Raw genomic sequence first — 26,630 nt, forward strand, 5'->3', positions numbered from 1 at the left:
GGTGACCTTCGGGTCCTGTAATCAGATATTGTAAAATGGAAGCAATTGCTAAATTAAGAAATGTTCCTACGTCACCACAGAAGATGCGTATTGTCGCAGATATGGTACGTGGACAGAAAGTATCCAAAGCGTTGGGTATCTTGAAATTTGAGCCCAAAGTTGGTGCGAAGGCTATTGAGAAATTGTTGCTCTCAGCCGTTTCTAACTGGCAAAACAAGCATGTGGATGCTAAAATTGAGGAGGCTGACTTGTTCATCAAGACGATCTTCGTCGATGGAGGTGCTTCAATCAAGCGTTTACGTCCAGCTCCGCAAGGACGTGGTCACCGCATCTTGAAGCGTTCGAATCACATTACCCTCGTAGTAGCTTCTTCGGCAGCTCCTATCTTGGAAGAAACAACAGCAGAATAATTAACTATTAGATAAAACAAGAAATGGGACAAAAAATTAACCCCGTTGGATTAAGATTAGGTATCGTAAGAGGTTGGGATTCTAACTGGTACGGAGGCAAAACTTTTGCTGATAAACTAGTTGAAGACGAGAAAATCAGAAAATATGTAGCTGCTCGTATTCCAAAAGGATCTATCTCTAAAGTTATTATTGAGCGTACCTTAAAGCGCATCACGTTAACAATCAATACGGCTCGTGCTGGTGTTGTTATTGGAAAGCAAGGTGCTGAGGTAGACAAGGTAAAAGAAGAGTTAAAAGCCATCACTGGTAAGGATGTTCAAATCAACATCTTTGAGATCAAGCGTCCTGAAATTGATGCGAAATTGATCGGTGAAGCGATTGCTCAACAATTACAAGCTCGTATTTCATTCCGTCGTGCGATGAAACAAGCAATTGCTTCTGCAATGCGTGTAGGGGCACAAGGTATCAAATTGAAATTATCAGGTCGTTTAGGAGGTGCTGAAATGGCTCGTTCTGAAGGATATAAGGAGGGACGTATTCCTCTTCATACGCTTCGTGCGGATGTAGATTATGCGATCTCAGAAGCGTTAACTGTATACGGAAAGATCGGTATTAAGGTATGGGTATTCCGTGGTGAGGTTTTCGGTAAGCCAGATTTGTCGCCAAACGCGAACATGGGCTTGCAGTCAACTGCAGCAGATTCTCGCCCAGGTGACCGTGGTGGTCGTCCAGGTGACCGTGGTGGTCGCGGACGTCGTCCAGATGGTGATCAAGGTGGAGATCGTAACAAGGCAGGTGGTCCAGGTGCCGGTGGTCGTGGACGTGGTGGAAAACGCTAATTGCCTAAAATAAATCAAGAAATAGATATTAGACTTTTAAGAAGATGTTACAACCAAAAAGAACCAAATTTCGTAAGTCCCAAAAAGGCCGCGTAAGAGGTGTTGCTACCCGTGGGCACGAAATTGATTTTGGATCATTCGCTATTAAATCCTTAGAGCCAGGACGTATTACAGCACGTCAAATTGAGGCAGCTCGTATTTCGGTAACTCGTGCTATGAAGCGTGAGGGCCAAGTTTGGATCCGTATTTTCCCTGACAAAGTTATTACGAAAAAACCTGCAGAGGTTCGTATGGGTAAGGGAAAGGGAGCTCCAGAATACTGGGTAGCTAACGTTCGTCCAGGAACTATTTTGTTTGAATCGGCGGGTGTACCTTTAGCGATTGCTCAAGAAGCATTGCGTTTGGCAGCTCAAAAATTGCCGATGCGCACGAAGTTTGTCGTACGTAGAGATTATTCAGAATAGGTTTTAGGCCTGATGGTTTAAACATCCAAATAGCATTGTTATGAAAAACGCAGAAATAAATAAATTAGGAGTAGACGAATTGAAAAAAGCCATTGCGGCAGAGCAAGAGAACTTGACTCGTTTGAAATTAGCTCACGCTATTTCACCGATCGAGAATCCAATGCGTATTCGTGAAACTCGTCGTGTTATCGCTAAGTTAGAGACAGCTCTTACAAAAGCAGTAAACGCATAAGTAAAAATTAATTTTAATAGATCGTGTCCACATACGGCTCACGGTCAATTGTTTAACAAGTTAACAAACCAACGATGGAACAGAGAAATCTAAGAAAGGTAAGGATTGGGAAAGTAGTTAGTGATAAGATGGATAAATCAATCACATTAACTGTTGACCGTAAGGTAAAACACCCCTTGTACGGAAAGTTCGTACAAAAGACTACTAAATTGATGGCACATGATGAGAATAATGATTGTGGTATCGGTGATACAGTGAAAGTGATGGAAACACGTCCTCTTTCAAAAAATAAGCGTTGGAGATTAGTTGAAATTATCGCTAAAGCGAAATAAGACACTCTTGTTATTCAATTTTAAAATTTAAAGATCAAAGATAATGTTACAGCAGGAATCAAGATTGGGTGTAGCGGATAATTCTGGAGCAAAAGAAGTTTTGGTAATTCGCGTGTTAGGCGGTACTGGTAAGAGATACGCTTCTATTGGCGATAAGATTGTCGTTTCAGTTAAATCAGCTCTTTCTTCATCAAGTATGAAAAAAGGTACGGTTTCTCGTGCGGTGGTTGTTCGCACGAAAAAAGAAATTCGTCGTAAGGATGGTACATATATTCGTTTTGAAGATAACGCAGCCGTGTTATTGAATGCGAATGATGAGCCAAAAGGAACTCGTATTTTCGGGCCAGTTGCTCGTGAATTGCGTGAGGCAGGTTTTATGAAAATCGTTTCCTTAGCCCCTGAAGTTTTATAAGATCGATGACATATTGGGTTAACCAATAGAAAGAATCATACAATGGAAAAGAAAATTATCAAGCAAACAAAATTGCACATCAAAAAAGGTGATACAGTGATGGTTATCGCTGGTAACGCAAAAGGTAAAACGGGTGTTATCAAAGAAGTTATCACAGAGAAATCTCGTGCAATTGTGGAAGGTGCTAACCTTCAAACAAAACACGTTAAGCCATCTGCGAGCAATCCTCAAGGGGGTATCGAAAAGCGTGAAGGTTCAATCCATATCTCTAACCTAATGGTTGTAGAAAATGGAAAGGCAGTTCGCACAGGACGTAAGCTTAACGAGAAAGGTAAATTACAGCGTTACTCAAAAGCAACTGGTAAGTTTATCGCATAATTAGAATGTAAAACGTGGGTCGGAAATCCACAAAATATAAGAACATGGCAGTACCTAGATTAAAAGAGCGTTATCTGAAAGAGGTTGTACCTGGCTTGAAAACTAAGTTTGAGTACAAATCAGTAATGCAAGTTCCTAAGATTACTAAAATCGTAATCAACAAAGGTGTTGGAGCGGCAGTATCCGACAAAAAATTAGTAGATGTTGCAGTAGAAGAAATTACACAAATCGCTGGTCAAAAAGCGGTTGCAACAATCTCTAAGAAAGCGATCTCCAACTTTAAATTACGTGAGAACATGCCAATTGGTGTGAAAGTAACGTTACGTGGTGATCGTATGTATGAGTTTTTAGATCGTTTAACTACGGTTTCATTAGCTCGTGTACGTGACTTCAAAGGTGTTTCAGAGAAAGGTTTCGATGGCCGTGGTAATTATACTTTAGGTGTTAAGGAACAAATCATTTTCCCTGAGATTTCAATTGATAAAGTTTCTAAAATCTCAGGTATGGATATCACGTTTGTGACGACTGCACCTACTGACGAAGAGGCTTATGCTTTATTAGCTGCAATTGGAATGCCTTTTTCAAATATTAAAAAATAATTGCCGCAAGGCTTCATAACCCCTTTAAAATTTTTACAAAATGGCTAAAGAGTCAGTAAAAGCAAGAGAAAGAAAACGCGAAGCAGCAGTTGCGAAATATGCAGCGAAGCGTGCCGCTTTGAAAGCAGCTGGAGATTACTTAGGTTTAGATAAATTGCCTAAAAATGCTTCTCCAGTGCGTTTACACAACCGTTGTAAACTAACAGGTCGTCCTCGTGGATATATGCGTAAGTTCGGAATTAGCCGTGTTACGTTCCGCGAAATGGCTTCAAACGGATTGATTCCAGGTGTGACTAAGTCAAGCTGGTAAGATAAAATTTGATTAATTAAATTCATTTCTGTAATTTTGCATCCCGGTTTTTCGGAGTGCGGCAAATTTAAAAACAATGACAGATCCAATAGCAGACTATTTAACCCGATTGAGAAACGCGCTTAAGGCACGCCATAGGGTAGTTGAAATTCCTGCTTCCAACATTAAAAAGGAAATCACGAAAGTGCTTTTTGATAAAGGATACATTTCAAACTATAAGTTCGATGATTCTTCCGTACAAGGAACTATCAAGATTGCTTTGAAATACAATTCAGTAACGAAGCAACCGGCTATCGTTAACTTGACTCGTATCTCTAAACCAGGTCTTCGTAAATACAATGGTGCTGAAGAGTTGCCACGTGTATTGAACGGCTTAGGTATCGCTATCTTATCTACTTCAAAAGGAGTAATTACAGATAAGGAAGCTCGTACGCTTCACGTAGGTGGAGAAGTACTTTGCTACGTATATTAATTGTTTCACGCTGAAAGGGGGCAACTCGTAATTTAAGCTAATATTTATTTTATGTCTAGAATTGGAAATAAGATTATCACATTGCCTGCTGGAGTTTCAGTAGAAGTTAGTGCTGGTAATTTGGTAACAGTGAAAGGTCCTAAGGGAACTTTGTCACAACAAATTGATCAAGATATCATCGTTAAAATTGAGGATGGTGTGTTGACAGTCGCTCGTCCAACTGAGCAAAAGCGTCACAAAGCGATGCACGGTTTATATCGTTCATTAATCAACAACATGGTTGTGGGTGTTAGTGAAGGCTACAAGAAAGATTTAGAGATTATCGGGGTTGGTTACAAAGCCGCTAATCAAGGAAATATTTTGGAATTAAGCTTGGGATATTCTCACGCTATTTTCATGTCTGTACCTGCTGAGATTAAAGTAGCAACAGCGATGGAAAAAGGTAAAAACCCAATGGTTATTTTAGAAGGTATCGACAAGCAATTGATCGGCCAAGTAGCTGCTAAAATCAAATCATTACGTCCAGTTGAACCATACAAAGGTAAAGGTGTTCGTTTCTTGGGTGAGCAAGTTCGTCGTAAAGCTGGTAAAGCAGGCGGTAAGAAATAAATTATAAGCGTGGGCCGGAAATCCACACAAACAAGTTAAACAATGGCAACAACAAAAGATTTACGCAGAACCCGCATCAAGCGTGCGATTCGTGCTAAGATAGCTGGATCAGCTGAGCGTCCTCGCTTAACAGTATATCGTTCTAACACTGCAGTTTATGCTCAGTTGGTAGACGATTTAGCTGGTAAAACATTGTTTTCTGCGACTTCTTACAAGAAGGACAAAGTGAACAATAATATCGAAGCTGCTAAGACTGTAGGTATTGCAATCGCGAAAGCGGCTGCTGCTGCAGGTATTACGAAAGTAGTTTTCGATCGTAACGGTTATTTATATCACGGAAGAATTAAATCATTAGCTGAAGGCGCTCGCGAGGGTGGCTTACAATTTTAATAAGATATGTCGCATTTACAAGCAAAACCAATTAAGGTTAACGAGGGTGAGTTGAAGGAGAAGGTAGTAGCCATCAACCGTGTTGCCAAAGTGGTAAAAGGGGGTCGTCGTTTTAGTTTTTCTGCTATCGTTGTAGTAGGAGATGGTAACGGGATCGTTGGATACGGTTTAGGAAAAGCAAACGAGGTTACTGACGCGATCACAAAAGGTATCGAAGATGCAAAGAAGAATTTGTTCCAAATTCCTTTGTTGAAGAAAACAGTGCCTCACGAGCAATTAGGTAAATTCTCGGGTGGTTTCGTTTTAGTGAAGCCAGCTGCTCCAGGTACAGGATTGATCGCCGGTGGTGCGATGCGTGCTGTATTGGAATCTGCAGGTATCCATGATGTCCTAGCAAAATCAAAAGGTTCTTCTAATCCACACAACGTGGTTAAAGCAACGATTGATGCGTTAGTTAAGATGCGTGCACCTCACAGTGTTGCATTCCAACGTGGAATTTCAGTAGCGAAAGTATTTAATGGATAATCCGAGCGCTTCAAGCCTCACTAATAGAACAGAAGATGTCTAAAGTTAAAATTACTCAAGTAAAAAGTGCAATTAAGCGCCCGGAAGTACAAAAACGTACGATCCAAGCTTTAGGATTAGGTAAAATCCGTAAGAGCGTTGAGGTAGAATTAAATCCAGCTATTTCTGGTATGATTCGTGCCGTAAACCACTTAATTGTTGTAGAAAATATTTAATAAACACGCGAGTTGCTAGTAATAGCAGCGTTAAGCCCCAATTACAATGAAATTATCATCGTTAAAGCCTGCTGAAGGCTCAGTAAAAGTAAGAAAAAGAGTAGGTCGTGGTCAAGGTTCTGGTTTAGGTGGAACTTCTGCTCGTGGTCACAAAGGAGCTCAGTCTCGTTCAGGTTACTCACGTAAACGTGGATTTGAAGGTGGTCAAATGCCGATCCAACGTCGTGTTCCTAAGTTCGGTTTCAAGAACATCAATCGTGTAGAATACAAAGCAATCAACTTGGATACGTTACAAGCATTAGCTGACGCAACAGGTTCGAAAGTAATCACATTTGAAACTTTATACAGCAACGGTTTAGTATCTAAGTCTGACTTAGTGAAGATCCTTAGCCGTGGTGGCGTTACTTCAGCATTAGAAGTAACTGTTAAAGGTTTCTCAGGTGCTGCTAAAGCTGCTATCGAAGCTGCTGGCGGTAAAGCAATTGTTGGTTAATCCTCTATTCTAATCGAATGAACAAGTTAATAACAACTTTCAAGCATATTTTCGCAATTGAAGAATTGAGAAGCCGTATTGTCAATACGCTTCTCTTCATTGCTTTCTTCCGTTTGGGATCTTTTATCGTTTTACCAGGTGTAGATGCGACTAAATTATCTCAAGGTGGAGATGGTGGTTTATTCGGCTTGTTGAATATGTTCTCTGGTGGTGCTTTGAGCAACGCCTCTGTTTTTGCTTTAGGTATCATGCCTTACATTTCGGCATCTATCGCAATTCAGTTATTGACTATCGCCCTTCCGTATTTCCAAAAAATGCAGAAAGATGGCGAATCTGGTCGTAAAAAATTGAACCAAATTACCCGTATCCTAACAATCTTTGTTACTGCGGCTCAAGGTTTTACTTATTTACAGGTAACAATTCCTACTGAAGCAATCATGGTTGATCCTTGGTTCTTCCGTCTTTACGGAGTTGCTATCCTAGTTGGTGGTACGATGTTGTGTATGTGGTTGGGTGAGAAAATCACCGACAAAGGTATTGGTAACGGTATTTCGATGTTGATCATGATTGGTATCGTATCACGTTTCCCTTCTTCATTATTGCAAGAAGCTGGTTCTCGTGGTATGTCGGGCGCTTTGTTGTTCATCATTGAGGTTATCGCATTATTCTTCGTAGTAATGGGTGCTGTAATGGTTACACAAGCAGTTCGCCGTATTCCAGTTCAATATGCGAAACAAGTAGTAGGAGCCAAAACATCAGCTGCTGCAGTTGGTGGTGAGCGTCAATACATCCCGATGAAGTTAAATGCATCAGGTGTTATGCCAATCATCTTCGCGCAAGCATTAATGTTTATCCCAGGTTTAGTTGCACAATCGTTTGCTGAGAAATCAGAATTTGCTGCTTCGGTTGCTCAATCGTTTGGTGACTTTACTACATGGCAATACAATGCTTTATTTGCATTCTTGATTATTGTCTTTACATTCTTTTACACAGCTATCTCAATCAACCCAACGCAAATTTCAGACGATATGAAGCGTGGTGGTGGTTTCGTTCCAGGTGTTAAGCCAGGCGAAGAGACTGCTGGTTTTATTGCAAGCATTTTAGATCGTATCACATTGCCAGGTGCAATTATGTTATCGATTATTGCGATTCTTCCTGCGATTGCCAACTTGTTTGGTGTGACACGTGGATTTGCTTCTTTCTTTGGAGGTACTTCTTTGTTGATCTTAGTAGGTGTCGTATTAGATACATTGCAACAAGTTGAAAGTTACTTGTTGATGCGTAAGTATGAAGGTTTAATGCAATCAGGACGTGTGAAAGGACGTTCAGAAGTGATCGGTCGTTAAGGATGATTTACCTGAAGACTCCCGAAGAGATGGCCATCATCCAAGCGAATGGCGAGATTTTAGGGAAATGTCATGCGGAAGTAGCGAAGGCCATTCAGCCGGGTGTTACGACCTTAGCATTAGACAAAATTGCTTATGAGTTTATTAAGGACAATGGAGCACATCCATCCTTCTTAAACTACCAAGTAGGAAATAAGAAGTACGCTTATTCACTATGTATTTCGGTAAACGATGTGGTTGTACACGGTTTGCCAGGTGATTTAGTCTTACAAGAAGGCGATATCATTTCAATAGATGCAGGTGTTTATAAGAATAAGTTTCATGCCGATAGCGCCTATACATACGGAATAGGAAGTGTAGATGCTGAGGTACAGAAATTAATGCAAGTGACGAAAGAGTCCTTGTATTTGGGTTTGAATCAAGCCCAAGCAGGTAAGCGAGTAGGGGATGTGGGTAACGCGGTGCAAGTATATACGGAATCACTGGGTTATGGAGTTGTTCGGGAATTGGTTGGTCATGGTGTAGGTAAAAATCTACATGAAAGTCCAGAAGTTCCTAACTACGGTCGGCGTGGAGATGGAGCTAAATTGAAAGAAGGAATGGTCATTGCGATCGAACCGATGATCAATTTAGGCAAGCGTCAAATTTCAGTTGATAAAGATGGTTGGACTATCCGGACAATTGATCGCAAGGCGAGTGCACATTTTGAGCATACAGTAGGCGTAACAGCAGCGGGTCCAAAAGCATTGACAACTTTTGCTTATATAGAAGAAGTACTAAAAACCTCAACAGTATTGTTGAATATTTAAAAATATTATGGCTAAACAATCTTCGATCGAAGTAGACGGAATTATTTTGGAAGCTCTTTCGAACGCCATGTTTCGAGTAGAATTAGAGAATACACATCAAGTGATTGCTCATATTTCGGGTAAGATGCGTATGAACTACATTAAGATTCTACCAGGTGACAAGGTGAAGTTGGAGATGTCTCCATATGATTTGAGTAAAGCTAGAATTGTTTATCGTTACAAGTAAAAATAGGGTTTGACCCATAAAATTAAATAAAATGAAAGTTAAAGCATCTATTAAAAAGCGTAGTGCGGACTGCAAAGTGATTCGTCGTCACGGTAAGCTTTACGTTATTAACAAGAAGAATCCGAAGTTCAAACAAAGACAAGGATAATTCAAACTAAATTGATTAATCACAACAATTAATTACCTATATGGCTCGTATTGCAGGGGTTGATATTCCCGACAAAAAAAGAGGAGAGATTGCATTGACTTATATTTTTGGTATTGGTCGCAGCACTGCTCAAAAGATTTTAACGAAGGCAGCAGTTTCTTTTGATAAGAAAGCTGGTGAGTGGAACGACACGGAAGCGAATGCTATTCGTGCGATCATCGCAGCAGAATTCAAAACAGAAGGTCAGCTGAAGTCTGAAGTTCAATTGAACATCAAGCGTTTGATGGACATCGGTTGTTACCGTGGATTGCGTCACCGTAAAGGTCTTCCAGTACGTGGTCAACGCACGAAGAACAACTCACGTACTCGTAAGGGACGTCGTAAGACAGTTGCTAACAAGAAAAAAGTAACTAAATAATAAGTAGAGGAAATACCTCACACCCAATTTTATTTATCAAATAGTATGGCACAAGCAAAAAGAAAAGATAAAGCGAAGAAAAGGGTTGTTGTAGTTGAGCAAGTTGGTCAAGTACACATCAAAGCTTCCTTTAACAACATCATTATCTCCATTACCAATTCAGCAGGTCAAGTGATCTCTTGGGCATCAGCAGGAAAGATGGGTTTCCGTGGTTCTAAGAAAAACACTCCTTATGCAGCTCAAATGGCAGCATCTAACTGTGCAGCAGTAGCTGTAGAGGCTGGAATGAAGAAAGCGGAAGTTTTTGTAAAAGGACCGGGAGCTGGACGTGAGTCTGCTATCCGTACCATCCAAAACTCTGGTATCGAAGTATCACTTATCCGTGATATCACTCCAATGCCTCACAATGGATGTCGTCCTCCAAAACGTCGTCGCGTTTAATAATTTTTATGCAGGGGTAATTAGTAATTATTTTCCCCCGCTTTTTTTCACAATTTAATTACTTCACTGCACATAAGAGGTGCATTGACTTTAAAAACAAAATGGCTAGATACACAGGTCCAAAATCCAAGATTGCACGTCGTTTCGGCGAGCCAATTTTAGGTCCGAGCAAAGCATTAGCTCGCAAAAATTATGCTCCAGGTATGCACGGTAAAGGGAAACGTTCAAAAGTTTCTGAATACGCTGTTCAATTAAAGGAGAAGCAAAAAGTTAAATATACGTACGGTATCTTAGAACGTCAGTTCGAGAACCTATTCCACAAAGCCGCTGTAAAAGAAGGTATCACAGGTGAGAACTTGTTAAAATTGTGTGAAGCACGTTTAGATAATACAGTATATCGTTTGGGAATTGCACCGACTCGTCGTGCTGCACGCCAATTGGTTATCCACAAACACATCATTGTAGACGGTGAAGTAGTAAATGTGCCATCTTACTCTTTGCGCGCAGGTCAATTGATCGGTGTTCGTGAGAAATCAAAATCGTTAGAAGTTGTGACTAACTCATTGGCTGGACGTTCTCCAAAGCGTTACAACTGGTTAGAGTGGTCTGAAAGTGATATGGTTGGTAAATTCTTGGCTTACCCAGAAAGAGATCAAATCACAGAGAACTTCAACGAGCAAGCGATTGTCGAATTGTACTCTAAATAATCCCTAGGATTATCCTTAACATTAACAGTACCAATAACGTTTTTTCAGTATCATTTTAAGCTACGAAATATGTCAATATTAGCATTCCAAATGCCCGAAAAAGTTGTGATGGAGAAAGCCGATGACTTTCACGGGTTATTTGAGTTCAAGCCACTCGAAAAAGGTTACGGTGTTACCATTGGTAACGCGCTTCGTAGAATCTTGCTTTCTTCTTTAGAAGGATATGCAATCACGAGCGTTAAGATTTCTGGTGTACTTCACGAGTTTTCTGCTATCGAAGGTGTACATGAAGATGTATCTGAAATCATCTTAAACTTGAAAAAAGTTCGCTTCAAAAAAGCACAAGAGATTTTAGATAACAAGGTGACATTAAAAGTAAAAGGCCAAACAGCCATTACTGCTGGTGACATCGCTAAATTCACACCTTATTTCACAATTTTAAATCCTGATTTAGTGATCTGTCACTTAGATTCTTCGAAAGAAGTTGAAGTGGAATTGATCATCGAAAAAGGTCGTGGTTATGTACCTGCAGATGAGCCTCGTGCTAACGAGCTTGCTTTCGGTCATATCGCTATCGATTCCATCTACACACCTATCAAAAATGTTAAATTTAGCATTGAAAATACACGTGTAGAACAAAAAACAGATTACGAGAAATTAGTTCTTGATATCGAAACGGATGGTTCTATCCACCCAGAAGATGCATTGAAAGGTGCTGCGTATATCTTGATCCAACACTTTATGTTGTTCTCTGATCAAACAATGACGTTCGAAACGCCAAAAGCGGAAGAAGATAACGTTGTTGATGAAGAAATGCTTCACATGCGTAAGTTATTGAAGACTTCATTAGCGGACTTAGATCTTTCAGTTCGTGCTTACAACTGCTTAAAATCAGCGGATGTTCGTACGCTTGGAGAATTAGCGAAATTGGAGATTTCAGATATGATGAAATTCCGTAACTTTGGTAAAAAGTCTTTGACCGAGTTAGAACAATTGATCGAAGAAAAAGGTCTTACGTTCGGAATGGATGTATCTAAATATCGTTTAGACGAAGATTAATAATTAAACTAAAGTAATAGGTGGTTTACAGGTCGTAAACTAACCGCAGCTCGAAAGAGCTTTTAACTTACGAAATACAAAAATGAGACACGGTAAAAAATTCAATCACTTAGGAAGAACAGCTTCCCACAGAGCAGCCTTATTATCTAATATGGCCTCTTCGTTAATCTTGCACAAACGTATCGAAACAACTGTTGCGAAAGCAAAGGAGTTGCGTAAATACATTGAGCCAATGATTACGAAATCAAAAACAGATAGCACAAACAATCGTCGTGTGGTTTTCTCTTATTTACAAAATAAGGATGCCATCAAAGAATTGTTCAGCATCGTTTCTGAAAAAGTTGCTAATCGTCCTGGTGGTTATACACGTATTATCAAATTAGGTAATCGTCTTGGTGATAACGCGGAAATTTGCTTCATTGAATTAGTTGACTTCAACGAAACAATGTTAGCTGCTTCTGCTGAGAAAGCTGGTAAGACTCGTCGTAGTCGCCGTGCTGGAGCTAAGAAAGAAGAAACAGTAGCAGCTGCTCCAGTTGCTGAAGTTCCTTCTGCTGAAGTTGTAGAAGATGCTCCTGAAGCACCTGCAACGGAGGAGCCTACAGAAGAAAAAGGAGAAGACGCTTAAGATATTCTTTTCTTACATTTTTTTGAAGGGCTTCAACGTTTAGTTGAAGCCCTTTTTTTAGGATTTTTACATTTTTGATTAATATTTATGAAAGTTTCAGAGTCAACACCGGCAGTACTCTTACTTCAAGATGGAACCCTTTTTCACGGCAAAGCCCTAGGTAAAATTGGCACGCATGGCGGAGAGATTTGCTTTAATACGGGAATGACAGGGTACCAAGAAATATACACGGATCCTTCCTACAGTGGCCAAGTAATTATTAACACCACCGCGCACATTGGAAATTACGGAGTTATCAGTCAAGAGGAAGCAGAATCCAACCAAGTGCAAATTGCGGGAATGGTTTGTAACGAGTTTGCCAGCTTACACTCTCGTGCTACTGCTGATGGTTCGCTACAAGATTATTTAGCAGATGCTGGGATTGTTGGAATCTCCGGAATCGATACGCGCGCGTTGGTACGTCACATCCGCACACAAGGTGTGATGAACTGTTTGATTTCTTCCGAGATTTCAGATTTAGCTACTTTGAAAGCAGAATTAGCGAAGATCCCTTCGATGGAAGGATTGGAGTTGTCTTCACAAGTATGTACCAAACAAGCCTACTTCTTAGGGAATCCATCAGCAACGTATAAAATTGGGGTATTAGACCTAGGTGTGAAGAAAAGCATCTTGACGAATTTCACGGAGCGTGATTGCTACCTACAAGTCTTTCCTGCAAAAACACCGTTTGCTGAAATTGCTGCTTGGAGTCCAGATGGCTACTTTGTATCCAATGGTCCTGGTGATCCAGCAACGATGCCTTATGCTGTTGAAACAGTTTCACAATTCCTTGCTTCGGATAAACCGGTATTCGGGATTTGTCTTGGACATCAAATTTTAGCCCAAGTATGCGGCTTGTCTACCTACAAAATGCATAATGGCCACCGTGGATTAAATCATCCTGTGAAAAACCTGGTGACGGGACTTTCGGAAATCACATCCCAAAATCATGGTTTTGCCGTGAAAATGGATGAGTTGAAGAGCTCAGAAAAAGCAGAATTAACGCATATCAACTTGAATGACCAAACGGTCGAAGGCTTGCGTGTGAAAGGTCGTAAAGCATTCTCGGTGCAACATCACCCAGAAGCTTCTCCAGGACCGCATGATTCACGTTACTTATTCGATCAGTTTGTTGATTTATTGAAGTAGATTCTGATAAAATGAAAGCCCATCCGTCAGCTGACGGATGGGCTTTTTTATGCTTTAAAAACACTAGCTTTGGCAATTCTCTAAGGTTTGCCAAAGCTAAGCTAACTACTGATTAGAAAATCCAAACAACGCATTCTCCTTAATCATCGCAGCCACCGAACTAGGAACCAATTTCTCCCATTCCCCCGGGCCTTGCTGAATCATATCCAATACCTTGTCCGTACGGATGTTCATTAGTTTTTCGTCGGATTTTTTGATGTCCTCCAACTTCGAATTGTCGATCAAATATTGATACAATCCCTTGAGGTGTGCTTCTGGTTTGAATGATTTCAAATTCAAAACAGCCCCTTGATCATCGATTGTTGGGTATAGATATAATTTGATGTTATGCCCAAATAGATTCGCAAAAGCACTTAAAATACCGCCCTCTAAATGCGTGTAATGTTTCTCGTCAAAGATGTATTCAAGATTTGGCATACCCATAATCAGGGCCATTTTAAGCTTAGAAAATTGACTTAAAAAGGCAACCAATTTGAAATACTCGTGGAAATTGGAAATCAAAACGGTTTGGCCTAAGGAACATAAGATGTCCACACGGTCCAAGAAATCCTTTTCATTGATGTTATGTGTCCCATCCTCCAAACTCCGCAAAGTCAATTCCGATAACACACAAACCTTATCATCATCCACATCTGCTTCTTGTTCAAATTGTGATTGACCTTTCTTCAACATATCTAAAAAGATGTTGGTCACAGGTCTAAACCTACCACGAATCGCCACGATATGTTTCTTCGCTAAGGCATCATAAGGTTGCATCACATTTCCATCGGGTCCGAAAACCGCCGCCTGTGTGTAACCGTGCTTTACTAAATACAAGGACATCAAGCGATTGTCCACCTCTTTGAAATCTGCTCCCTCGAAACGAATCATATCAATCTCAATACGATCGCGAGACAAGTCGTCTAAAAGCGAAAGCAATAATTTCTCAGGATCTTCGTGGTAGAAATAACAGCCATAAATCAAATTGACTCCAATGATTCCCAATGCTTGTTGTTGGAGAATATTGTCATTATCCAACATGTTTACGTGGATGACAACACTATTCACGGGACCATTTGGACGCAATTGAAAGCGTAAACCAATCCAGCCATGGGCATCATTTGTCTTCTGATAATTTAAAGCAGAAACAGTATCCGCAAAGGCGAAGAAACGCTTCTCAGCTGCACTTTCTGTCAAACGCACTTGTAGTAATTTGTACTCGCGATTTAACATTTTAATTAAACGCGGTTCGCAAACATATTTGCCGGATTCTTCTTCGCCATAAATAGCGTCAGAAAAGGCCATGTCATAGGCTGAGATCGTTTTTGCGATGGTGCCTGATGCTCCGCCCGCCTTAAAAAAGTTGGCTGCTACTTCTTGCCCTGCGCCGATTTCGGCGAAAGAGCCATAGATACTTCGATCTAAATTGATCTTAAGTGCTTTTTGTTTCGTTCCAATGGATTTTAATACGGAGGTCATCGGCGAATAGGTTTGATGATGAATTGCTTAGGCATTAGCAAGTTAAAAAATATTCGCATGCAAAGGTAGCGATTCTTGAAAAAATCCTAAAATAGGTCTCGGTGTTTTTCCTTGTAATACATCGTTAATCCTGCCATTGGCCCTTCGCTAATTATTCCCACGTGCAATTGGTTGGATTTTAACACACGCTGAAGTATATCGGCATAATAAAATGCCACCGAACCCGTAAAGTGAATCGGTACTTGGGTTGATTGCGGGTATTTTAATACATATAAGTCGCAGAATGACTGAAAGGATTTTTCAATCAGTTGATAACAAAATGGATGTTTCCGGTGGTCAAACAAGAATTTAGAAAACGATGCAAACCACCGATTTGGGAATTCGCCCTTGTATGCATGTTGAAGTATTGTTAATCGATCAAGTTCGCCGAAGCGCTTGGTAAATGTCAATTGTAAATCGGCGGGTAATTCATGGTGCAAATATGCTAATACAAGACTTTTGCCTAGATGACCTCCACTTCCTTCATCGCCTAGCCAAAATCCAAGTGGGGGAACATGATGTTGAATTTCTCCTTGCTCAAAATAGCCAGAATTAGATCCGGTACCTAATATGCAAGCGATACCCTGCGCCTTTCCGCACAACGATAGACCTGCCGCGATTAAATCATTTTGAATGCTTAGTTCAGCATTCCCAATCACCGGCGATAAAACCTCCCGGATGACATCTTTTTTTGATTCATCTGTAATTCCGGTACCAAAATAGTAGACAAACCGAAGCGTTATTCCCTGGATTTTTTGAAGGACTTCGTGCTGGGCGTCGCAAATTTGTTCAGCTGTTTGGTAATAGGGATTTATGCCTGGCGATTGAAAACTTTCAAAAGCTTCATTTGCCTGCGTAATATAACGCCAAGCCGTTTTGGTCGAACCACTTTCAATTAATAGTATCATTGTAATAGTCCAATCGGGGTGAATTTTTCAAACACTTTTTCACTGTGTGGAGCATCCGCTAATTCGGAAGTCAAGTCCTGACCCGCCCAATGCTCATAGTGTTTTCCGTTTTTCCAAAGTTTGGAATTCGTCATGTCATAAATGTAACCACGGAAAGCTACCCAAATTTCAGGTCGGTCTTGCCCATTTCGGAGCGCTAATTGAGATCGTGTGTAGGAATTTAATGCTTGAGACAAAACTGTGTTTATTATTTTACGAAGCTAAATAAAAAGGATTAAAGACCGTTTTTTTAGTAAAGATTTTTAATTTTACATTTACGAAAAACGGAATCTTTTTATGAAAATCGTACAAGGCTTACTCATTTGTTTATTAAGTGTTCAATTGCTCTCTTGCGGTTCTTCTTCAGGTTCTGATCCTGCTCCTACACCTCAGCCAACGGTATCGCAATTGGTTAGCAAATCATGGAGCGTAAGCTCAGCGACTTGGGACGGAGTTACTCAATACTCGAAAGGAGCAACAAGCAATTTGGTATCAGGATATTCTCAATTCAAATTGGATTTGACTAGCTCCACAGCGGCTTCTTTAACTGAATTTGATGGGCGTAAATTTACAGGTACGTATACGTTGTCGACAGACAATAAAAAAATCACCTTAAACGGCTTAACAAGTTCGGAAGGAGCTCCTTCGGGCACGAATGGAACCTTGGAATTTAATATCGTCGGAACACCTTCGGCATCTGCCTTGAGTTTGGAAACAAGCACAACTTACATCAAAGCGAGCAATAAAAAAGTAAGCTTGGCTTTGGTAAACCCATAATCAACTCGACATTTTGTAAGCCGTCTCCTGAGGCGGCTTTTTTTATTATATGGAAAATAGAACAGAAATAGGCACCTTAGGTGAGTTTGGATTAATCAAGCGTTTGGCAACTCCATTCGCTCAGCATCAAGGTTGGACAAAATTGGGTATTGGTGACGATGCAGCCTTGCTGGAAGCAGCGAATCAATTGACTGTTACATCAACGGAATTGTTAATCGAAGGTGTTCACTTTGATCTATCTTACACGCCTTTGCAGCATTTAGGCTATAAAATTGTTACTCTTGCGGTGTCGGATATCGCGGCAATGAATGCCATTCCTACACAAATCATGATTGGAATCGGGCTAAGCAATCGCTTTTCAGTAGAGGCTGTTGACGAATTATATGCCGGAATCAAAACCGCTTGCGAAGATTACCAAATCGATCTAGTGGGCGGTGATACAACCGCTTCTCCACAAGGTTTGATTGTTTCGGTTACAGCCAATGGTGTAGTTGACTCAACTCAAGTTGTTACCCGTTCGAATGCGAAACCAAACGACGTCATCTGTGTAAGTGGGGATTTTGGGGGAGCTCTGATGGGACTTCAATCCTTGGAACGCGAAAAACAAGTTTTTTTAGCTAATCCAGATATGCAACCTGAATTGGATAATAAGAGTTATGTGGTATTACGCCAGCTTAAGCCATCGGCTCGTTTTGATATCATTCATGAATTGCGCGAATTGGGCGTTGTGCCTACTTCGATGATTGATAGTTCGGATGGTTTGGCTGCGGAAATTCTGCATTTGTGTGAAGCTTCAGGTACAGGAGCACGCATTTTTGAAAAGAATATTCCAATTGATGACGAGACGTATTTGGCGGCGACGGAATTTAATTTAAGTCCATTAACTGCAGCATTGAACGGAGGAGAAGACTATGAATTGGTCTTCACAGTCTCGCAATCGGATTTCGAAAAAGTAGAAAAAATCGCGGACGTGACTGCGATTGGGTATATGACGGATTTGAAAAACGAAAAGGTTATGGTCATGAAATCAGACCAAATTGTGAACTTGACTGCGCCGGGATTTAACTAAATATCGCCATGTCTGTAGCCATCATGCAACCGTATTTCTTCCCTTACTTGGGCTACTTTCAGCTAGTCCAAGCTGTGGATGATTTTGTGTTTTATGATGATGTCATGTTTATTAAAAAGGGTTGGATTAATCGGAATCGTATACTCATGCAAGGCAGAGAGTTCTTGTTTACGATTCCCCTTGAAAAGCAAAGCCAAAACAAAACTATTCGCGAGTCTACTGTTGCCTGGGGACCTGAATTCCCAGGTAAATTTATTGTTCAATTGGAGTCGGCGTATAAAAAAGCGCCACATTTTGACCAAGTGATGCCCTTGATTCGTGGACTTTTAACACAGCAGCCTGCGAGCATGGCTGAACTTGCAGGTCAAAGTATTGAGCTCGTTTGGCAATATCTAGGACTGGAAAAGCGTTTCCACTACAGTTCAGAGTTAGCGGATAATCAAGCTGAAGGTCGAGCAGAGCGTTTGATTCATTTGACAAAAAAATTAGGGTCGTCACAATACATTAATGCGCTTAATGGCCAAAGCCTTTATGAGAAAGATTTTTTTGCAGCTAAGGGCGTTGACTTATCTTTCATCAGGCCAACCTTGTTGCCATATGCGCAAGGGAAATCAGATGATTTTACTCCCGGCCTATCGATGATTGATGTACTGATGTGGAATGAACCTAATCGAATAAAACAGATGTTGGCCAACTACACTTTGGAATAAATTGACCATTTAGTAAATTAAGATTCATTAAAGGGCGGTTTATTCGTAAATTTATGGTGATTAAAAAAGTGAACCAGGACATGACTCAATCTCTATTCATTCGGAGGTATTCAAATCGTTTTCTATCGAGGTGGCTTGTGCTGGCGATAGATTTGATTATTGTCATGTTTTCATTTTCGCTTTCTACGCTCTTGCGTATGAATTTTCATTACAGCGAGATTGATCTTTATAGCTTTCAGTTTCATTTTGCCTTACTTCTAACTATCCGAATTTTCGTTTTCCTGGGATTTAAATCCTACATGGGAATCATTCGTCATACAAGTATTGAAGATGCCGTTTTAATCCTTAAAGCCGTCAGTGCAGGTACAATCATTACGGGAATTGTTTCCATTGTGCTACGTTATTCCTCCGGAATTAATACCCTACTCTATGTTCCATTATCCATTTTAGTCATTGACTTTTTCATTTGCCTTTTCTTGATGGTTTCATTGCGGTTTTTTGTGAAATCGTTTTACGAGTCATTTATCAATGAATTTAAACCCGCTGTTGGAGTGCTGATTTACGGTGCGGGTTATTCAGGTATGTTGACAAAAAACGTCATCCAAAATGACCGCGGTGTCAATTATCAAGTGCTCGGTTTTATTGACGATAATGCTTCTAAAATCGATAAAACCATTGAGGGAATTCGCGTATTCAGTCTAGCCGAAGCCATGGAAAAGTTCGTAGATCGTTACGAAGGTTTGCAAGTTATCATGGCGATTAACAACATAGGTCTGCAAGCAAAACGGAAGATTTCCGACATCTTTCTTGATCGAGGAGTTGTAGTGAAAATTCTCCCGCCAGTTGACAAATGGGTTAATGGCGAATTTGCCTTAAATCAAATCCACAATGTGAAGATTGAAGACTTGTTGGGCCGCGAAGAAATTCAAATGAACAACAAGCAAATCAGCCAAGAAATTAATTCGAAATCTGTATTGGTTACAGGGGCTGCAGGGTCTATTGGAAGTGAAATTGTCCGACAATTAATTGCCTATTTCCCAGCGAAAATCATTTTGGTCGATCAATCAGAATCAGGATTGTTTGACCTCGAATATGAGCTTTCTAGTTTGATGCCTTCGAATACTGAATTAGTAGTAAAAATTGCTGATGTGACTGACAGAAATCGTTTGTCGGCCATATTTAAAGCGCATAAACCCGCATTTGTTTTCCATGCAGCGGCTTACAAACATGTGCCTTTAATGGAAAAAAATCCCTACGAAGCTGTTAAAGTAAATATTTTAGGGACTCAGATTTTGGCTGATTTGTCAGCAGAACATGGCGTAGAAAAATTTGTCATGGTTTCCACGGATAAAGCGGTTAACCCTACCAATGTCATGGGTGCAACCAAGCGTTTTGCCGAGATGTATACCCAATCTTTGAATGTGAATGAAGGAGTAGGGACCAAGTTTATTGCGACTCGATTTGGGAATGTATTAGGTTCTAGTGGATCGGTCATTCCCTTGTTCAAGAAACAAATTGAACGTGGTGGCCCTGTAACAGTAACGCATCCTGACATTACTCGTTACTTTATGACGATTCCAGAGGCCTGTGAGCTCGTATTAGAAGCGGCAACGATGGGTGAGGGGGGTGAAGTTTTTGTCTTTGATATGGGAGAATCAGTAAAGATTGTTAACCTCGCAAAGAAAATGATTACACTCAGTGGTCTCCGGGTAGAGCGCGATATTGAAATTAAATACACGGGTCTCCGACCAGGAGAAAAATTATACGAGGAATTATTAAATACGGATGAAAATACCTTGCCTACCCATCATCCTAAGATTCTGATTGCCAAAGTAAATTCGCCTAGCTTTTCATTTATGGAGGCTAAGATTCAGGAAATTACAGAGCTTTTAAAAGAAGGAAATACCAATAACCTCGTATCAAAAATCAAAGAGGTCATTCCAGAATACAAATCAAATAATTCTATTTTCGAAAAACTTGATTTGAAGTCGGCGACAAGTAAATCTGCCAAACTAAGCAATTAGGCGTTTGGCGAGTTTTATCGCAATCCAAGTTGCCACAGGTGCAGCCAGAATATCCAAACTATAATGTACATGCTGCACAAGCAGTAAAACAACGAGTATCGCAGTAAATAAAAAGGCGATATTTCTTTCCATTTTGTTAGTCAAGAAATAACAAACAAAAACCATCGTTGCCGTGTGCCCCGAAAAGAATAAATCTTTAGTGATGGCCAGGTTTTCCCCATATATAAACAACTCGGCGATCGGATCATGTAAATCCACCAAACCTGCCGGGGGATTTAAAGCAACCCCATAAATACACGCAAAACGAAGTAGGGTTTCGATGTTAAATGCCCATGCAAACCATAGAAAGTGCTTAGGTTGTCGAATGATTCGAACAATCAGATAAACAACACTCACATAGATAATTGCAAAAATGGGAATAGAAACATTTTTAGCCGGGATGTTTGCTAAAATCACATCTTGCATAACAATCCCCTCTCGCTGCTGAATCCATTGAAAGTAATCATCAGCCTTCCATGGGAAGATCGCAAATACAGCGAGAGCGAGTATCAATTGCCAACGAAATCGGCTATCTTGCCACGCGGCAGTCCAATTTACTTCGATGGATTGTTCAAAACCTTTCATGTATCTTTTTCGTTATACCCTGCAAAACGGAGCGCAAAACTACGCTAAATTTAAAATGAAATGAATAAGCTGCTCAAAAATATTGCCATGATTGGACTTATTTCCATCACATTGGCTCACATATCCTGCGGAAGTTCTTCAAAACCTTCCGCTACATTAACAAACAAGAATTCTATAAAAATGGATACAATTACGTTCGGTGCAGGTTGTTTTTGGTGTGTAGAGGCTGTATATCAGCGTTTAAAAGGGGTTCACTCCGTCACCTCAGGTTACATGGGCGGCCAATTGAAAAACCCTACCTATCGCGAAGTTTGTTCAGGTCTTACGGGACACGCGGAGGTTTGCCAAATCACCTATGATCCGAAAGTTATTTCTTTTCAAACCTTGTTAGAGGTTTTTTGGCAGACACATGATCCTACGACTTTAAACCGCCAAGGTGCCGATACGGGAACGCAATATCGCTCCGCAATCTTTGCGCATACAGATGAGCAATTACGCTTGGCAGAAGAATGGAAAACAAACCTGAACGCCAAACACGTTTTCCCTAATCCGATCGTGACGCAAATCGTGCAAGCTTCAGCCTTTTATCCCGCCGAAGATTACCACCAAGATTATTACAATCAAAATGGGACTGAGCCTTATTGCCAGATTGTCATTAAGCCCAAAATGGATAAATTCCTCAAGGCTTTCAAGGATAAATTGAATTAAAAACCGCCCTTATCGTAGAAGCTTCTCCGACGTGAGATTTTCAAATCTTGCAATAAACTAGATTTCACACGGAGATCAAACGAGTAGTTACTCGCTCTCCCAAAGAATGGACTCGCAATAGGTGTCCAGTTGAAGTTCATTTCCCAACAATGCAAGTCGCGGTGAACCGACATATTTGTATAGGTTAAGCCACTGTATTTAAAGTCATAACCTGAACTCACGGAGAACTTCCATTTCTCACTAATACTCACATCTCCCTGAAAGGTTAGACCACTGATTTTCTGTGGATCTGCCAAGCCCATCCGGTTATAACTAAATTGATACGAGAAGGAGAATGTCCAAGGCACATTCCAGTCGACGTAATCATCCATATTCCGGTTGATTTGTTTAAGCTGGGCATCTGATCCCATCTCACTCGTTTTTGGTTTCTTCGCTGTGCTAGGAGCAAAGCGCCGACCAATCGACAAGTTAAACGATTGCAAACGTCCTAGGCCTTCGCCTTTGCCGAACATGTACTCGTTAGTTCGTCGGCCCATATCAAAAAAAGCAGCATCCTTCACGTAGGAATAGGGGTCAATACTTCCTCCAATGTTGATATCAAACTCTTTCACACGTGAATTTGCATTAAATCCAATGTTTGATAAGGGGTATTCTTTGGCTAGTAAATTATAACTTCCATTGATTCCAAAATTATCAATCAAACTGATTTTTTCATTTTGCTTCGTCGCAGTATCCGACTTGGTTTTTAACTTCGCCTCGAGTGTATTTTGTATACCAAAACTTATCGCTCCCGAAGCACCTCCATATGACAAAATGCGAGGGTCAAAAGTGCTTAACCGGCGAATATCACCCACTTGTTCCACGCCTTCTGCATTGATAAACTTACGGTTATTGATGCGGACATCTTGGAAATATCCGTAGGCCGGATCTGAATAATCAGGCATGTAACTCACACTGATTGACGGCACCATGGTGTGGCGTAATGCTTCTAGTCGTCCTTTTTTGAAACGAGCTGTCCCAAATACACGCGTATTCATACTCGCTGAAAACGAGATTTGCGAATTGAATTTTGGTAATCCGCCTACGGTATCAATGCGGACCGTAGAATCTGATTTCATGTAGGTGTATTTGTAGGAACGGGTGTACATATTCCCCGACCACGATATTCCCGGCGTGATGTTGATATATCGATTCAGCTTAATATTCGGTAATGAAATAGGTAAGCTGTAATTGAATTTCGTTTGCGCCTTTTCCCAAAGCATCGGAATTGTACTTGCATTGACGGCTACCACACCTGGAGGCAGGTCGTCTGCATTGGATGGGATAAACGGTTTTTGAATAATTCCGCGCTGGCTGTTTGTCTCTCTTGGATAAACATCAAATTCATAACGCGTGTAAGGATCTGCAATTTGATTCGTCATGGATATTCCACCTGAAAAATCAAGTCCTAGTCGGAACTGATCCATGAATCTATCCCCTACGCTCGATTTACGTTTGAAAGGTTGAAATTGGTTAAGACCTAAACTAAACTCCGTTCCGGCATCGAAGATACGTGTGGTTGTATTCTGGTTGATCCGTAAACTAATGCTGCTCCGAAAGATTTGGCCAACGTTTTTGGTGTACTGAACAGAAGATCCAATCGTATTGGAAAGGTACTGCTGAGTATTGAAGTTATTGTACTGATTGTACGAATTAGAAGCGATATTGACCGAGGCAGAAAAGCTTGAATTTCCCAAACTGCGTGGCGTATGCGACCATTGCAAAGCGAAATCGGTTCGCTTCGTCGGATTGAATTCATCCCCATTCGAATTTCGGTTGAAGGCCACATTGAAGCTACCCGCATAGCGATAGCGCTTGTTGTATTGTGAATTAGCGCCTAATCCCCATCCGCCTTTGGAATAAATTTGTCCTGTAAAACGTATCCCGATGTGTTCACTTGCGGCCCAGTAATAGCCTCCCTCGCGCAGATAAAAACCCCGACCCGTTGGCTCTTCTCCATAAGTTGGGATTAGAATTCCTGATTTACCCGCTTCTTTCGGCTGCGAATATGGGAAAAAGCCAAAGGGTAATCCAATGGGCAATGGAATATCATTTAATTCAAAATGAAAAGGACCTGATATGATTTCCTTTTTGCCTACTACTTTGATTTTACTGGCCTTGATGTGAAAGTGCGGATGACTTAGATTACACGTAGTATAGATGGCATTCCTGATATACAAATTGTCTTCCTCATCTTTTTTGACGGTTTTTCCTTGGACAAATCCTTCGCCTTGCTGGGTAACGATCCCCTTGATCGCCGCTCGTTTCGTCTTGAAATTATATCTGATTTCATCGGAATCGTATTTGTCGGCTCCTTGTGTAAATACTGGCAAGCCTGCCATTTTATGCGCTGTGGAATCGTATTGCCCGATTGCATATACTTCGTTTTTATCCCAATCTAAGCGAATATAGCTGGATTCGAGGCTGATTTCGCCATATTTTACTTTGGCATTTCCATAGAGATGTACGACTTGCTTGTCGGCATCTAACACCGTAGAATCCACTGCGGAATAGAAAACGGTTGTCTGGAGGTCTTGTTGTTGTGAGAGACTATCCGGTTTAGCGAGCTTCTTTTGCGTAGAATCCGCCAAGATTACCCGCTGGGCGTGTAGCGTCGGAATGACGAACAACAGGCCGATGCAAAGCAAAAGGTAATATGTGGATTTCTTTATCAAATGGAATTTAAAAATTATATTTGTCCTCTGTAATGAATTTGCAAAATTACATCATTGCTTGGTACCTAAGTGTAATAATCTAAAAATAATGTTTTCATCCATCCGAGTTATTTTTGTTATTGGGCTTGCGTTGTCAATTATGTCGGCAACTGTGCCAACGGTTGAGCCCACAAAAGCGGTTAAAAAGAATCTTATCAAAACGGTTTGTCTCGATGCGGGACATGGCGGAAAGGATCCCGGTTGTTTAGGGCCTGCAGGGGCTAGGGAAGGGAAAGTTACCCTGAAAATCATCTTAGAATTAGGCAAGCGTTTGAAGGCGGAATATCCGGATATGAAGGTTATTTATACCCGTGAGACAGATGAATTTATTGAATTATTTGAACGCGCTGATATTGCAAATCGCAATAAAGCGGATTTATTTATCTCTGTTCATTGTAACGCAGCCCTAAATAAATCAGCTTATGGTACGGAAACCTATACCATGGGTCTTCACAAAACCGATGGAAATTTGAACGTAGCAAAACGAGAAAACTCTGTTATCTTGCAAGAGAAGGACTATCAAACATCCTATAACGGTTTTGATCCAAGTTCGCCGCTCGCGCACATTATGATGGCAAATTACCAAAGTGCCTTCATGGCTAACTCGGTTAAATTCGCCTCACATGTGGAAGATGAATTTTCTAAGACGTTTAAGCGCAAGAGTTTTGGTGTGAAGCAGGCCGGTTTTTTGGTGATTTGGCGTACCGCGATGCCAAGTGTGTTGGTTGAGACTGGATTCTTAACAAACCCGACAGAAGAAGAATATTTGAATTCTGAAAAAGGCCAAGCAGAAGTTGCTGATGCTATCACAACAGCATTCAAAAAGTATAAAGACGAAATCGAAAAATAAACCCATTATGTTTCAAAGCAACGAATTAAAGGTTGGTTTTTTGGCGCTCATCGCCTTTCTAATCCTGTATTTTGGGTTTAACTTCCTGAAAGGAAATGATGTGTTTTCATCCTCCAAAATCTATTATGTAACCTACGACAATGTCGACGGGCTAACGCCTTCCAACCAAGTACTTTTGAATGGAATCGAAGTAGGAAAGGTTAAAAAAGTAGAGCTTTTGCCAGAAAACGGGAATAAAATCAAAGTGACTTTGCGGATAAACAAAGATTTGATTTTGCCTGATAAGACCTTAGTTGTTTTGTCTGACGGCGCACTGTTGGGTGGCAAAGTTATGCGTTTGGAATTGTTGGGCAAGGGTTCCTTACCTACGGAAAGTGTGATTCAAGGAACAACGGAGAAGGGACTTTCTGCGCTTTTAAAAGAGCGCGCGCTTCCTGTATTGTCTAACGCAGATTCCTTATTAGTTTCCTTTCGTAAGATTAGCCTTAAATTCGAGCACACGGGGACACATTTAAACGAGTTAATTAAGAATTCGAATTCCGCAGTGACCAACATCAATGGTTCCGTAACGGAGCTCGTAAGTGATAATAAGGCAAACGTAAAGCAGATAACGGCGAATATGAAATCTTTGACGCAAAGCTTAACGGAAACCGAAAAGCAATTGAAGCCTTTGTTGACGAAATTCAATACGGTCGCAGACTCCTTGCAAGCCGTTCGCATTGGTCAAACCTTACAAGAAGCAGGAAAAGCAATTCAATCCCTTCAGAAGATTGTGACGAAGCTTGAACAAGGACAAGGCAGCGCTGGTAAGTTACTGACAAGTGATTCTTTGTATAATGGCTTGAATAAATCTTTGGTGGATTTAGATATGTTATTAATCGACTTCCGGACTCAGCCGAAGCGCTACATTCATTTCTCCGTTTTCGGTAAAAAAGATTCGAAAGCGGTAACGCAATAAATA

Annotated in this window: 37 protein-coding genes; 32 read left to right on the forward strand and 5 right to left on the reverse strand. The window is 40.7% G+C overall.

Annotation, left to right across the window (positions count from 1 at the left end; all coding sequences use genetic code 11):
- Window positions 1-35 precede the first annotated feature (35 nt).
- The 25 genes from rplV to carA all read left to right on the forward strand — a co-directional run bounded on the left by rplV (window position 36) and on the right by carA (window position 13,650).
- On the forward strand, window positions 36-410 hold the full coding sequence (rplV, locus tag SKC38_RS01995; protein WP_315574834.1) for a 50S ribosomal protein L22: 375 nt from the start codon (window positions 36-38) through the stop codon (window positions 408-410).
- A 23-nt stretch (window positions 411-433) separates the two neighbouring features.
- Entirely contained in the window at window positions 434-1,249 is an 816-nt protein-coding gene (gene rpsC / locus SKC38_RS02000) for a 30S ribosomal protein S3 (RefSeq protein ID WP_315574836.1), read from the forward strand.
- A 44-nt stretch (window positions 1,250-1,293) separates the two neighbouring features.
- Window positions 1,294-1,713: a 50S ribosomal protein L16 gene (gene rplP, locus SKC38_RS02005; RefSeq protein WP_377974642.1), complete on the forward strand. Its 420-nt coding sequence runs from the start codon at window positions 1,294-1,296 to the stop codon at window positions 1,711-1,713.
- A gap of 40 nt (window positions 1,714-1,753) precedes the next feature.
- A complete protein-coding gene (rpmC, locus tag SKC38_RS02010; protein WP_377974644.1) occupies window positions 1,754-1,945 on the forward strand; it encodes a 50S ribosomal protein L29 in 192 nt (63 codons plus the stop codon).
- Window positions 1,946-2,019: 74 nt separating this feature from the next.
- Complete coding sequence (gene rpsQ, locus SKC38_RS02015; protein ID WP_315574841.1) at window positions 2,020-2,277, forward strand: 30S ribosomal protein S17; 258 nt, start codon at window positions 2,020-2,022, stop codon at window positions 2,275-2,277.
- A gap of 43 nt (window positions 2,278-2,320) precedes the next feature.
- Window positions 2,321-2,689 (forward strand): 50S ribosomal protein L14, encoded by a 369-nt coding sequence (gene rplN / locus SKC38_RS02020; protein WP_377974646.1) that lies wholly within the window; start codon window positions 2,321-2,323, stop codon window positions 2,687-2,689.
- 42 nt (window positions 2,690-2,731) lie between these two features.
- Window positions 2,732-3,067 carry a 50S ribosomal protein L24 gene (gene rplX, locus SKC38_RS02025; protein WP_377974648.1) on the forward strand — a complete coding sequence of 112 codons (336 nt, stop codon included), beginning with the start codon at window positions 2,732-2,734 and terminating at the stop codon, window positions 3,065-3,067.
- Between the two features lie 44 nt (window positions 3,068-3,111).
- Entirely contained in the window at window positions 3,112-3,666 is a 555-nt protein-coding gene (gene rplE / locus SKC38_RS02030) for a 50S ribosomal protein L5 (protein WP_315574846.1), read from the forward strand.
- A 40-nt stretch (window positions 3,667-3,706) separates the two neighbouring features.
- Complete coding sequence (gene rpsN, locus SKC38_RS02035; protein ID WP_315574848.1) at window positions 3,707-3,976, forward strand: 30S ribosomal protein S14; 270 nt, start codon at window positions 3,707-3,709, stop codon at window positions 3,974-3,976.
- A 76-nt stretch (window positions 3,977-4,052) separates the two neighbouring features.
- A complete protein-coding gene (gene rpsH, locus SKC38_RS02040; RefSeq protein WP_130895432.1) occupies window positions 4,053-4,448 on the forward strand; it encodes a 30S ribosomal protein S8 in 396 nt (131 codons plus the stop codon).
- Between the two features lie 51 nt (window positions 4,449-4,499).
- The gene (gene rplF, locus SKC38_RS02045; RefSeq protein WP_377974651.1) at window positions 4,500-5,057 is read left to right on the forward strand and encodes a 50S ribosomal protein L6; all 558 of its coding nucleotides are present in this window, start codon (window positions 4,500-4,502) and stop codon (window positions 5,055-5,057) included.
- 42 nt (window positions 5,058-5,099) lie between these two features.
- A complete protein-coding gene (gene rplR / locus SKC38_RS02050; protein WP_377974652.1) occupies window positions 5,100-5,447 on the forward strand; it encodes a 50S ribosomal protein L18 in 348 nt (115 codons plus the stop codon).
- A 6-nt stretch (window positions 5,448-5,453) separates the two neighbouring features.
- Entirely contained in the window at window positions 5,454-5,972 is a 519-nt protein-coding gene (gene rpsE, locus SKC38_RS02055; RefSeq protein ID WP_377974654.1) for a 30S ribosomal protein S5, read from the forward strand.
- A 35-nt stretch (window positions 5,973-6,007) separates the two neighbouring features.
- Complete coding sequence (rpmD, locus tag SKC38_RS02060) at window positions 6,008-6,187, forward strand: 50S ribosomal protein L30 (protein ID WP_377974656.1); 180 nt, start codon at window positions 6,008-6,010, stop codon at window positions 6,185-6,187.
- A 46-nt stretch (window positions 6,188-6,233) separates the two neighbouring features.
- Entirely contained in the window at window positions 6,234-6,680 is a 447-nt protein-coding gene (gene rplO / locus SKC38_RS02065; protein ID WP_377974657.1) for a 50S ribosomal protein L15, read from the forward strand.
- Between the two features lie 17 nt (window positions 6,681-6,697).
- Window positions 6,698-8,026 (forward strand): preprotein translocase subunit SecY, encoded by a 1,329-nt coding sequence (gene secY, locus SKC38_RS02070; protein WP_377974659.1) that lies wholly within the window; start codon window positions 6,698-6,700, stop codon window positions 8,024-8,026.
- Window positions 8,027-8,028: 2 nt separating this feature from the next.
- Window positions 8,029-8,835, forward strand: coding sequence for a type I methionyl aminopeptidase (gene map / locus SKC38_RS02075; RefSeq protein ID WP_377974661.1), 807 nt, complete (start codon window positions 8,029-8,031; stop codon window positions 8,833-8,835).
- Between the two features lie 7 nt (window positions 8,836-8,842).
- Window positions 8,843-9,061: a translation initiation factor IF-1 gene (infA, locus tag SKC38_RS02080; RefSeq protein ID WP_092013982.1), complete on the forward strand. Its 219-nt coding sequence runs from the start codon at window positions 8,843-8,845 to the stop codon at window positions 9,059-9,061.
- Window positions 9,062-9,092: 31 nt separating this feature from the next.
- Window positions 9,093-9,209, forward strand: coding sequence for a type B 50S ribosomal protein L36 (gene ykgO / locus SKC38_RS02085; RefSeq protein WP_130895424.1), 117 nt, complete (start codon window positions 9,093-9,095; stop codon window positions 9,207-9,209).
- A 40-nt stretch (window positions 9,210-9,249) separates the two neighbouring features.
- Window positions 9,250-9,627, forward strand: a complete 378-nt coding sequence (gene rpsM, locus SKC38_RS02090; protein ID WP_315574870.1) for a 30S ribosomal protein S13 — start codon at window positions 9,250-9,252, stop codon at window positions 9,625-9,627.
- 45 nt (window positions 9,628-9,672) lie between these two features.
- Window positions 9,673-10,068: a 30S ribosomal protein S11 gene (rpsK, locus tag SKC38_RS02095; RefSeq protein ID WP_315574872.1), complete on the forward strand. Its 396-nt coding sequence runs from the start codon at window positions 9,673-9,675 to the stop codon at window positions 10,066-10,068.
- Between the two features lie 101 nt (window positions 10,069-10,169).
- Window positions 10,170-10,775 carry a 30S ribosomal protein S4 gene (gene rpsD / locus SKC38_RS02100; protein ID WP_315574874.1) on the forward strand — a complete coding sequence of 202 codons (606 nt, stop codon included), beginning with the start codon at window positions 10,170-10,172 and terminating at the stop codon, window positions 10,773-10,775.
- 69 nt (window positions 10,776-10,844) lie between these two features.
- On the forward strand, window positions 10,845-11,834 hold the full coding sequence (locus SKC38_RS02105; protein ID WP_377974664.1) for a DNA-directed RNA polymerase subunit alpha: 990 nt from the start codon (window positions 10,845-10,847) through the stop codon (window positions 11,832-11,834).
- Window positions 11,835-11,916: 82 nt separating this feature from the next.
- The gene (gene rplQ / locus SKC38_RS02110; RefSeq protein WP_377974666.1) at window positions 11,917-12,462 is read left to right on the forward strand and encodes a 50S ribosomal protein L17; all 546 of its coding nucleotides are present in this window, start codon (window positions 11,917-11,919) and stop codon (window positions 12,460-12,462) included.
- An 87-nt stretch (window positions 12,463-12,549) separates the two neighbouring features.
- Window positions 12,550-13,650, forward strand: coding sequence for a glutamine-hydrolyzing carbamoyl-phosphate synthase small subunit (carA, locus tag SKC38_RS02115; RefSeq protein WP_377974668.1), 1,101 nt, complete (start codon window positions 12,550-12,552; stop codon window positions 13,648-13,650).
- Between the two features lie 105 nt (window positions 13,651-13,755).
- Here carA and SKC38_RS02120 read toward each other — a convergent pair whose 3' ends face one another.
- The 3 genes from SKC38_RS02120 to SKC38_RS02130 all read right to left on the reverse strand — a co-directional run bounded on the left by SKC38_RS02120 (window position 13,756) and on the right by SKC38_RS02130 (window position 16,351).
- On the reverse strand, window positions 13,756-15,168 hold the full coding sequence (locus tag SKC38_RS02120) for a TonB-dependent receptor (RefSeq protein ID WP_377974669.1): 1,413 nt from the start codon (window positions 15,166-15,168) through the stop codon (window positions 13,756-13,758).
- 86 nt (window positions 15,169-15,254) lie between these two features.
- A complete protein-coding gene (locus SKC38_RS02125; RefSeq protein WP_377974671.1) occupies window positions 15,255-16,115 on the reverse strand; it encodes an N-acetylglucosamine kinase in 861 nt (286 codons plus the stop codon).
- Window positions 16,112-16,351, reverse strand: coding sequence for a cytochrome b5 domain-containing protein (locus SKC38_RS02130; RefSeq protein ID WP_377974673.1), 240 nt, complete (start codon window positions 16,349-16,351; stop codon window positions 16,112-16,114). The genes SKC38_RS02125 and SKC38_RS02130 overlap by 4 nt, the downstream gene beginning before the upstream one ends.
- A 100-nt stretch (window positions 16,352-16,451) precedes the next feature.
- Here SKC38_RS02130 and SKC38_RS02135 point away from each other — a divergent pair, with 100 nt between their 5' ends.
- The 4 genes from SKC38_RS02135 to SKC38_RS02150 all read left to right on the forward strand — a co-directional run bounded on the left by SKC38_RS02135 (window position 16,452) and on the right by SKC38_RS02150 (window position 20,734).
- Window positions 16,452-16,931: a hypothetical protein gene (locus tag SKC38_RS02135; protein WP_377974674.1), complete on the forward strand. Its 480-nt coding sequence runs from the start codon at window positions 16,452-16,454 to the stop codon at window positions 16,929-16,931.
- Between the two features lie 49 nt (window positions 16,932-16,980).
- Window positions 16,981-18,000, forward strand: coding sequence for a thiamine-phosphate kinase (gene thiL / locus SKC38_RS02140; protein WP_377974676.1), 1,020 nt, complete (start codon window positions 16,981-16,983; stop codon window positions 17,998-18,000).
- 8 nt (window positions 18,001-18,008) lie between these two features.
- Entirely contained in the window at window positions 18,009-18,710 is a 702-nt protein-coding gene (locus tag SKC38_RS02145; protein ID WP_377974678.1) for a WbqC family protein, read from the forward strand.
- A gap of 299 nt (window positions 18,711-19,009) precedes the next feature.
- Window positions 19,010-20,734 (forward strand): polysaccharide biosynthesis protein, encoded by a 1,725-nt coding sequence (locus SKC38_RS02150; RefSeq protein WP_377974679.1) that lies wholly within the window; start codon window positions 19,010-19,012, stop codon window positions 20,732-20,734.
- On the opposite strand, the gene SKC38_RS02155 is transcribed toward SKC38_RS02150, so the two are convergent.
- Window positions 20,723-21,358, reverse strand: a complete 636-nt coding sequence (locus SKC38_RS02155; protein ID WP_377974681.1) for a phosphatase PAP2-related protein — start codon at window positions 21,356-21,358, stop codon at window positions 20,723-20,725. The two genes, SKC38_RS02150 and SKC38_RS02155, sit on opposite strands and share 12 nt — an antisense overlap.
- A 180-nt stretch (window positions 21,359-21,538) precedes the next feature.
- On the opposite strand from SKC38_RS02155, the gene msrA reads away from it, so the two are divergent.
- Window positions 21,539-22,066, forward strand: coding sequence for a peptide-methionine (S)-S-oxide reductase MsrA (gene msrA, locus SKC38_RS02160; protein WP_377974868.1), 528 nt, complete (start codon window positions 21,539-21,541; stop codon window positions 22,064-22,066).
- Here msrA and SKC38_RS02165 read toward each other — a convergent pair.
- Window positions 22,063-24,780 (reverse strand): putative LPS assembly protein LptD, encoded by a 2,718-nt coding sequence (locus SKC38_RS02165; RefSeq protein WP_377974683.1) that lies wholly within the window; start codon window positions 24,778-24,780, stop codon window positions 22,063-22,065. The two genes, msrA and SKC38_RS02165, sit on opposite strands and share 4 nt — an antisense overlap.
- Before the next feature lie 88 nt (window positions 24,781-24,868).
- Between SKC38_RS02165 and SKC38_RS02170 the strand changes: the two genes are divergently transcribed.
- Window positions 24,869-25,669 carry an N-acetylmuramoyl-L-alanine amidase family protein gene (locus SKC38_RS02170; protein WP_377974684.1) on the forward strand — a complete coding sequence of 267 codons (801 nt, stop codon included), beginning with the start codon at window positions 24,869-24,871 and terminating at the stop codon, window positions 25,667-25,669.
- Window positions 25,670-25,676: 7 nt separating this feature from the next.
- Window positions 25,677-26,627: an MlaD family protein gene (locus tag SKC38_RS02175; protein ID WP_377974686.1), complete on the forward strand. Its 951-nt coding sequence runs from the start codon at window positions 25,677-25,679 to the stop codon at window positions 26,625-26,627.
- Window positions 26,628-26,630: the final 3 nt, after the last annotated feature.

Source organism: Aquirufa echingensis (assembly GCF_042714525.1).
In the GTDB taxonomy this organism is placed as follows: Bacteria; Bacteroidota; Bacteroidia; order Cytophagales; family Spirosomataceae; genus Aquirufa; species Aquirufa echingensis.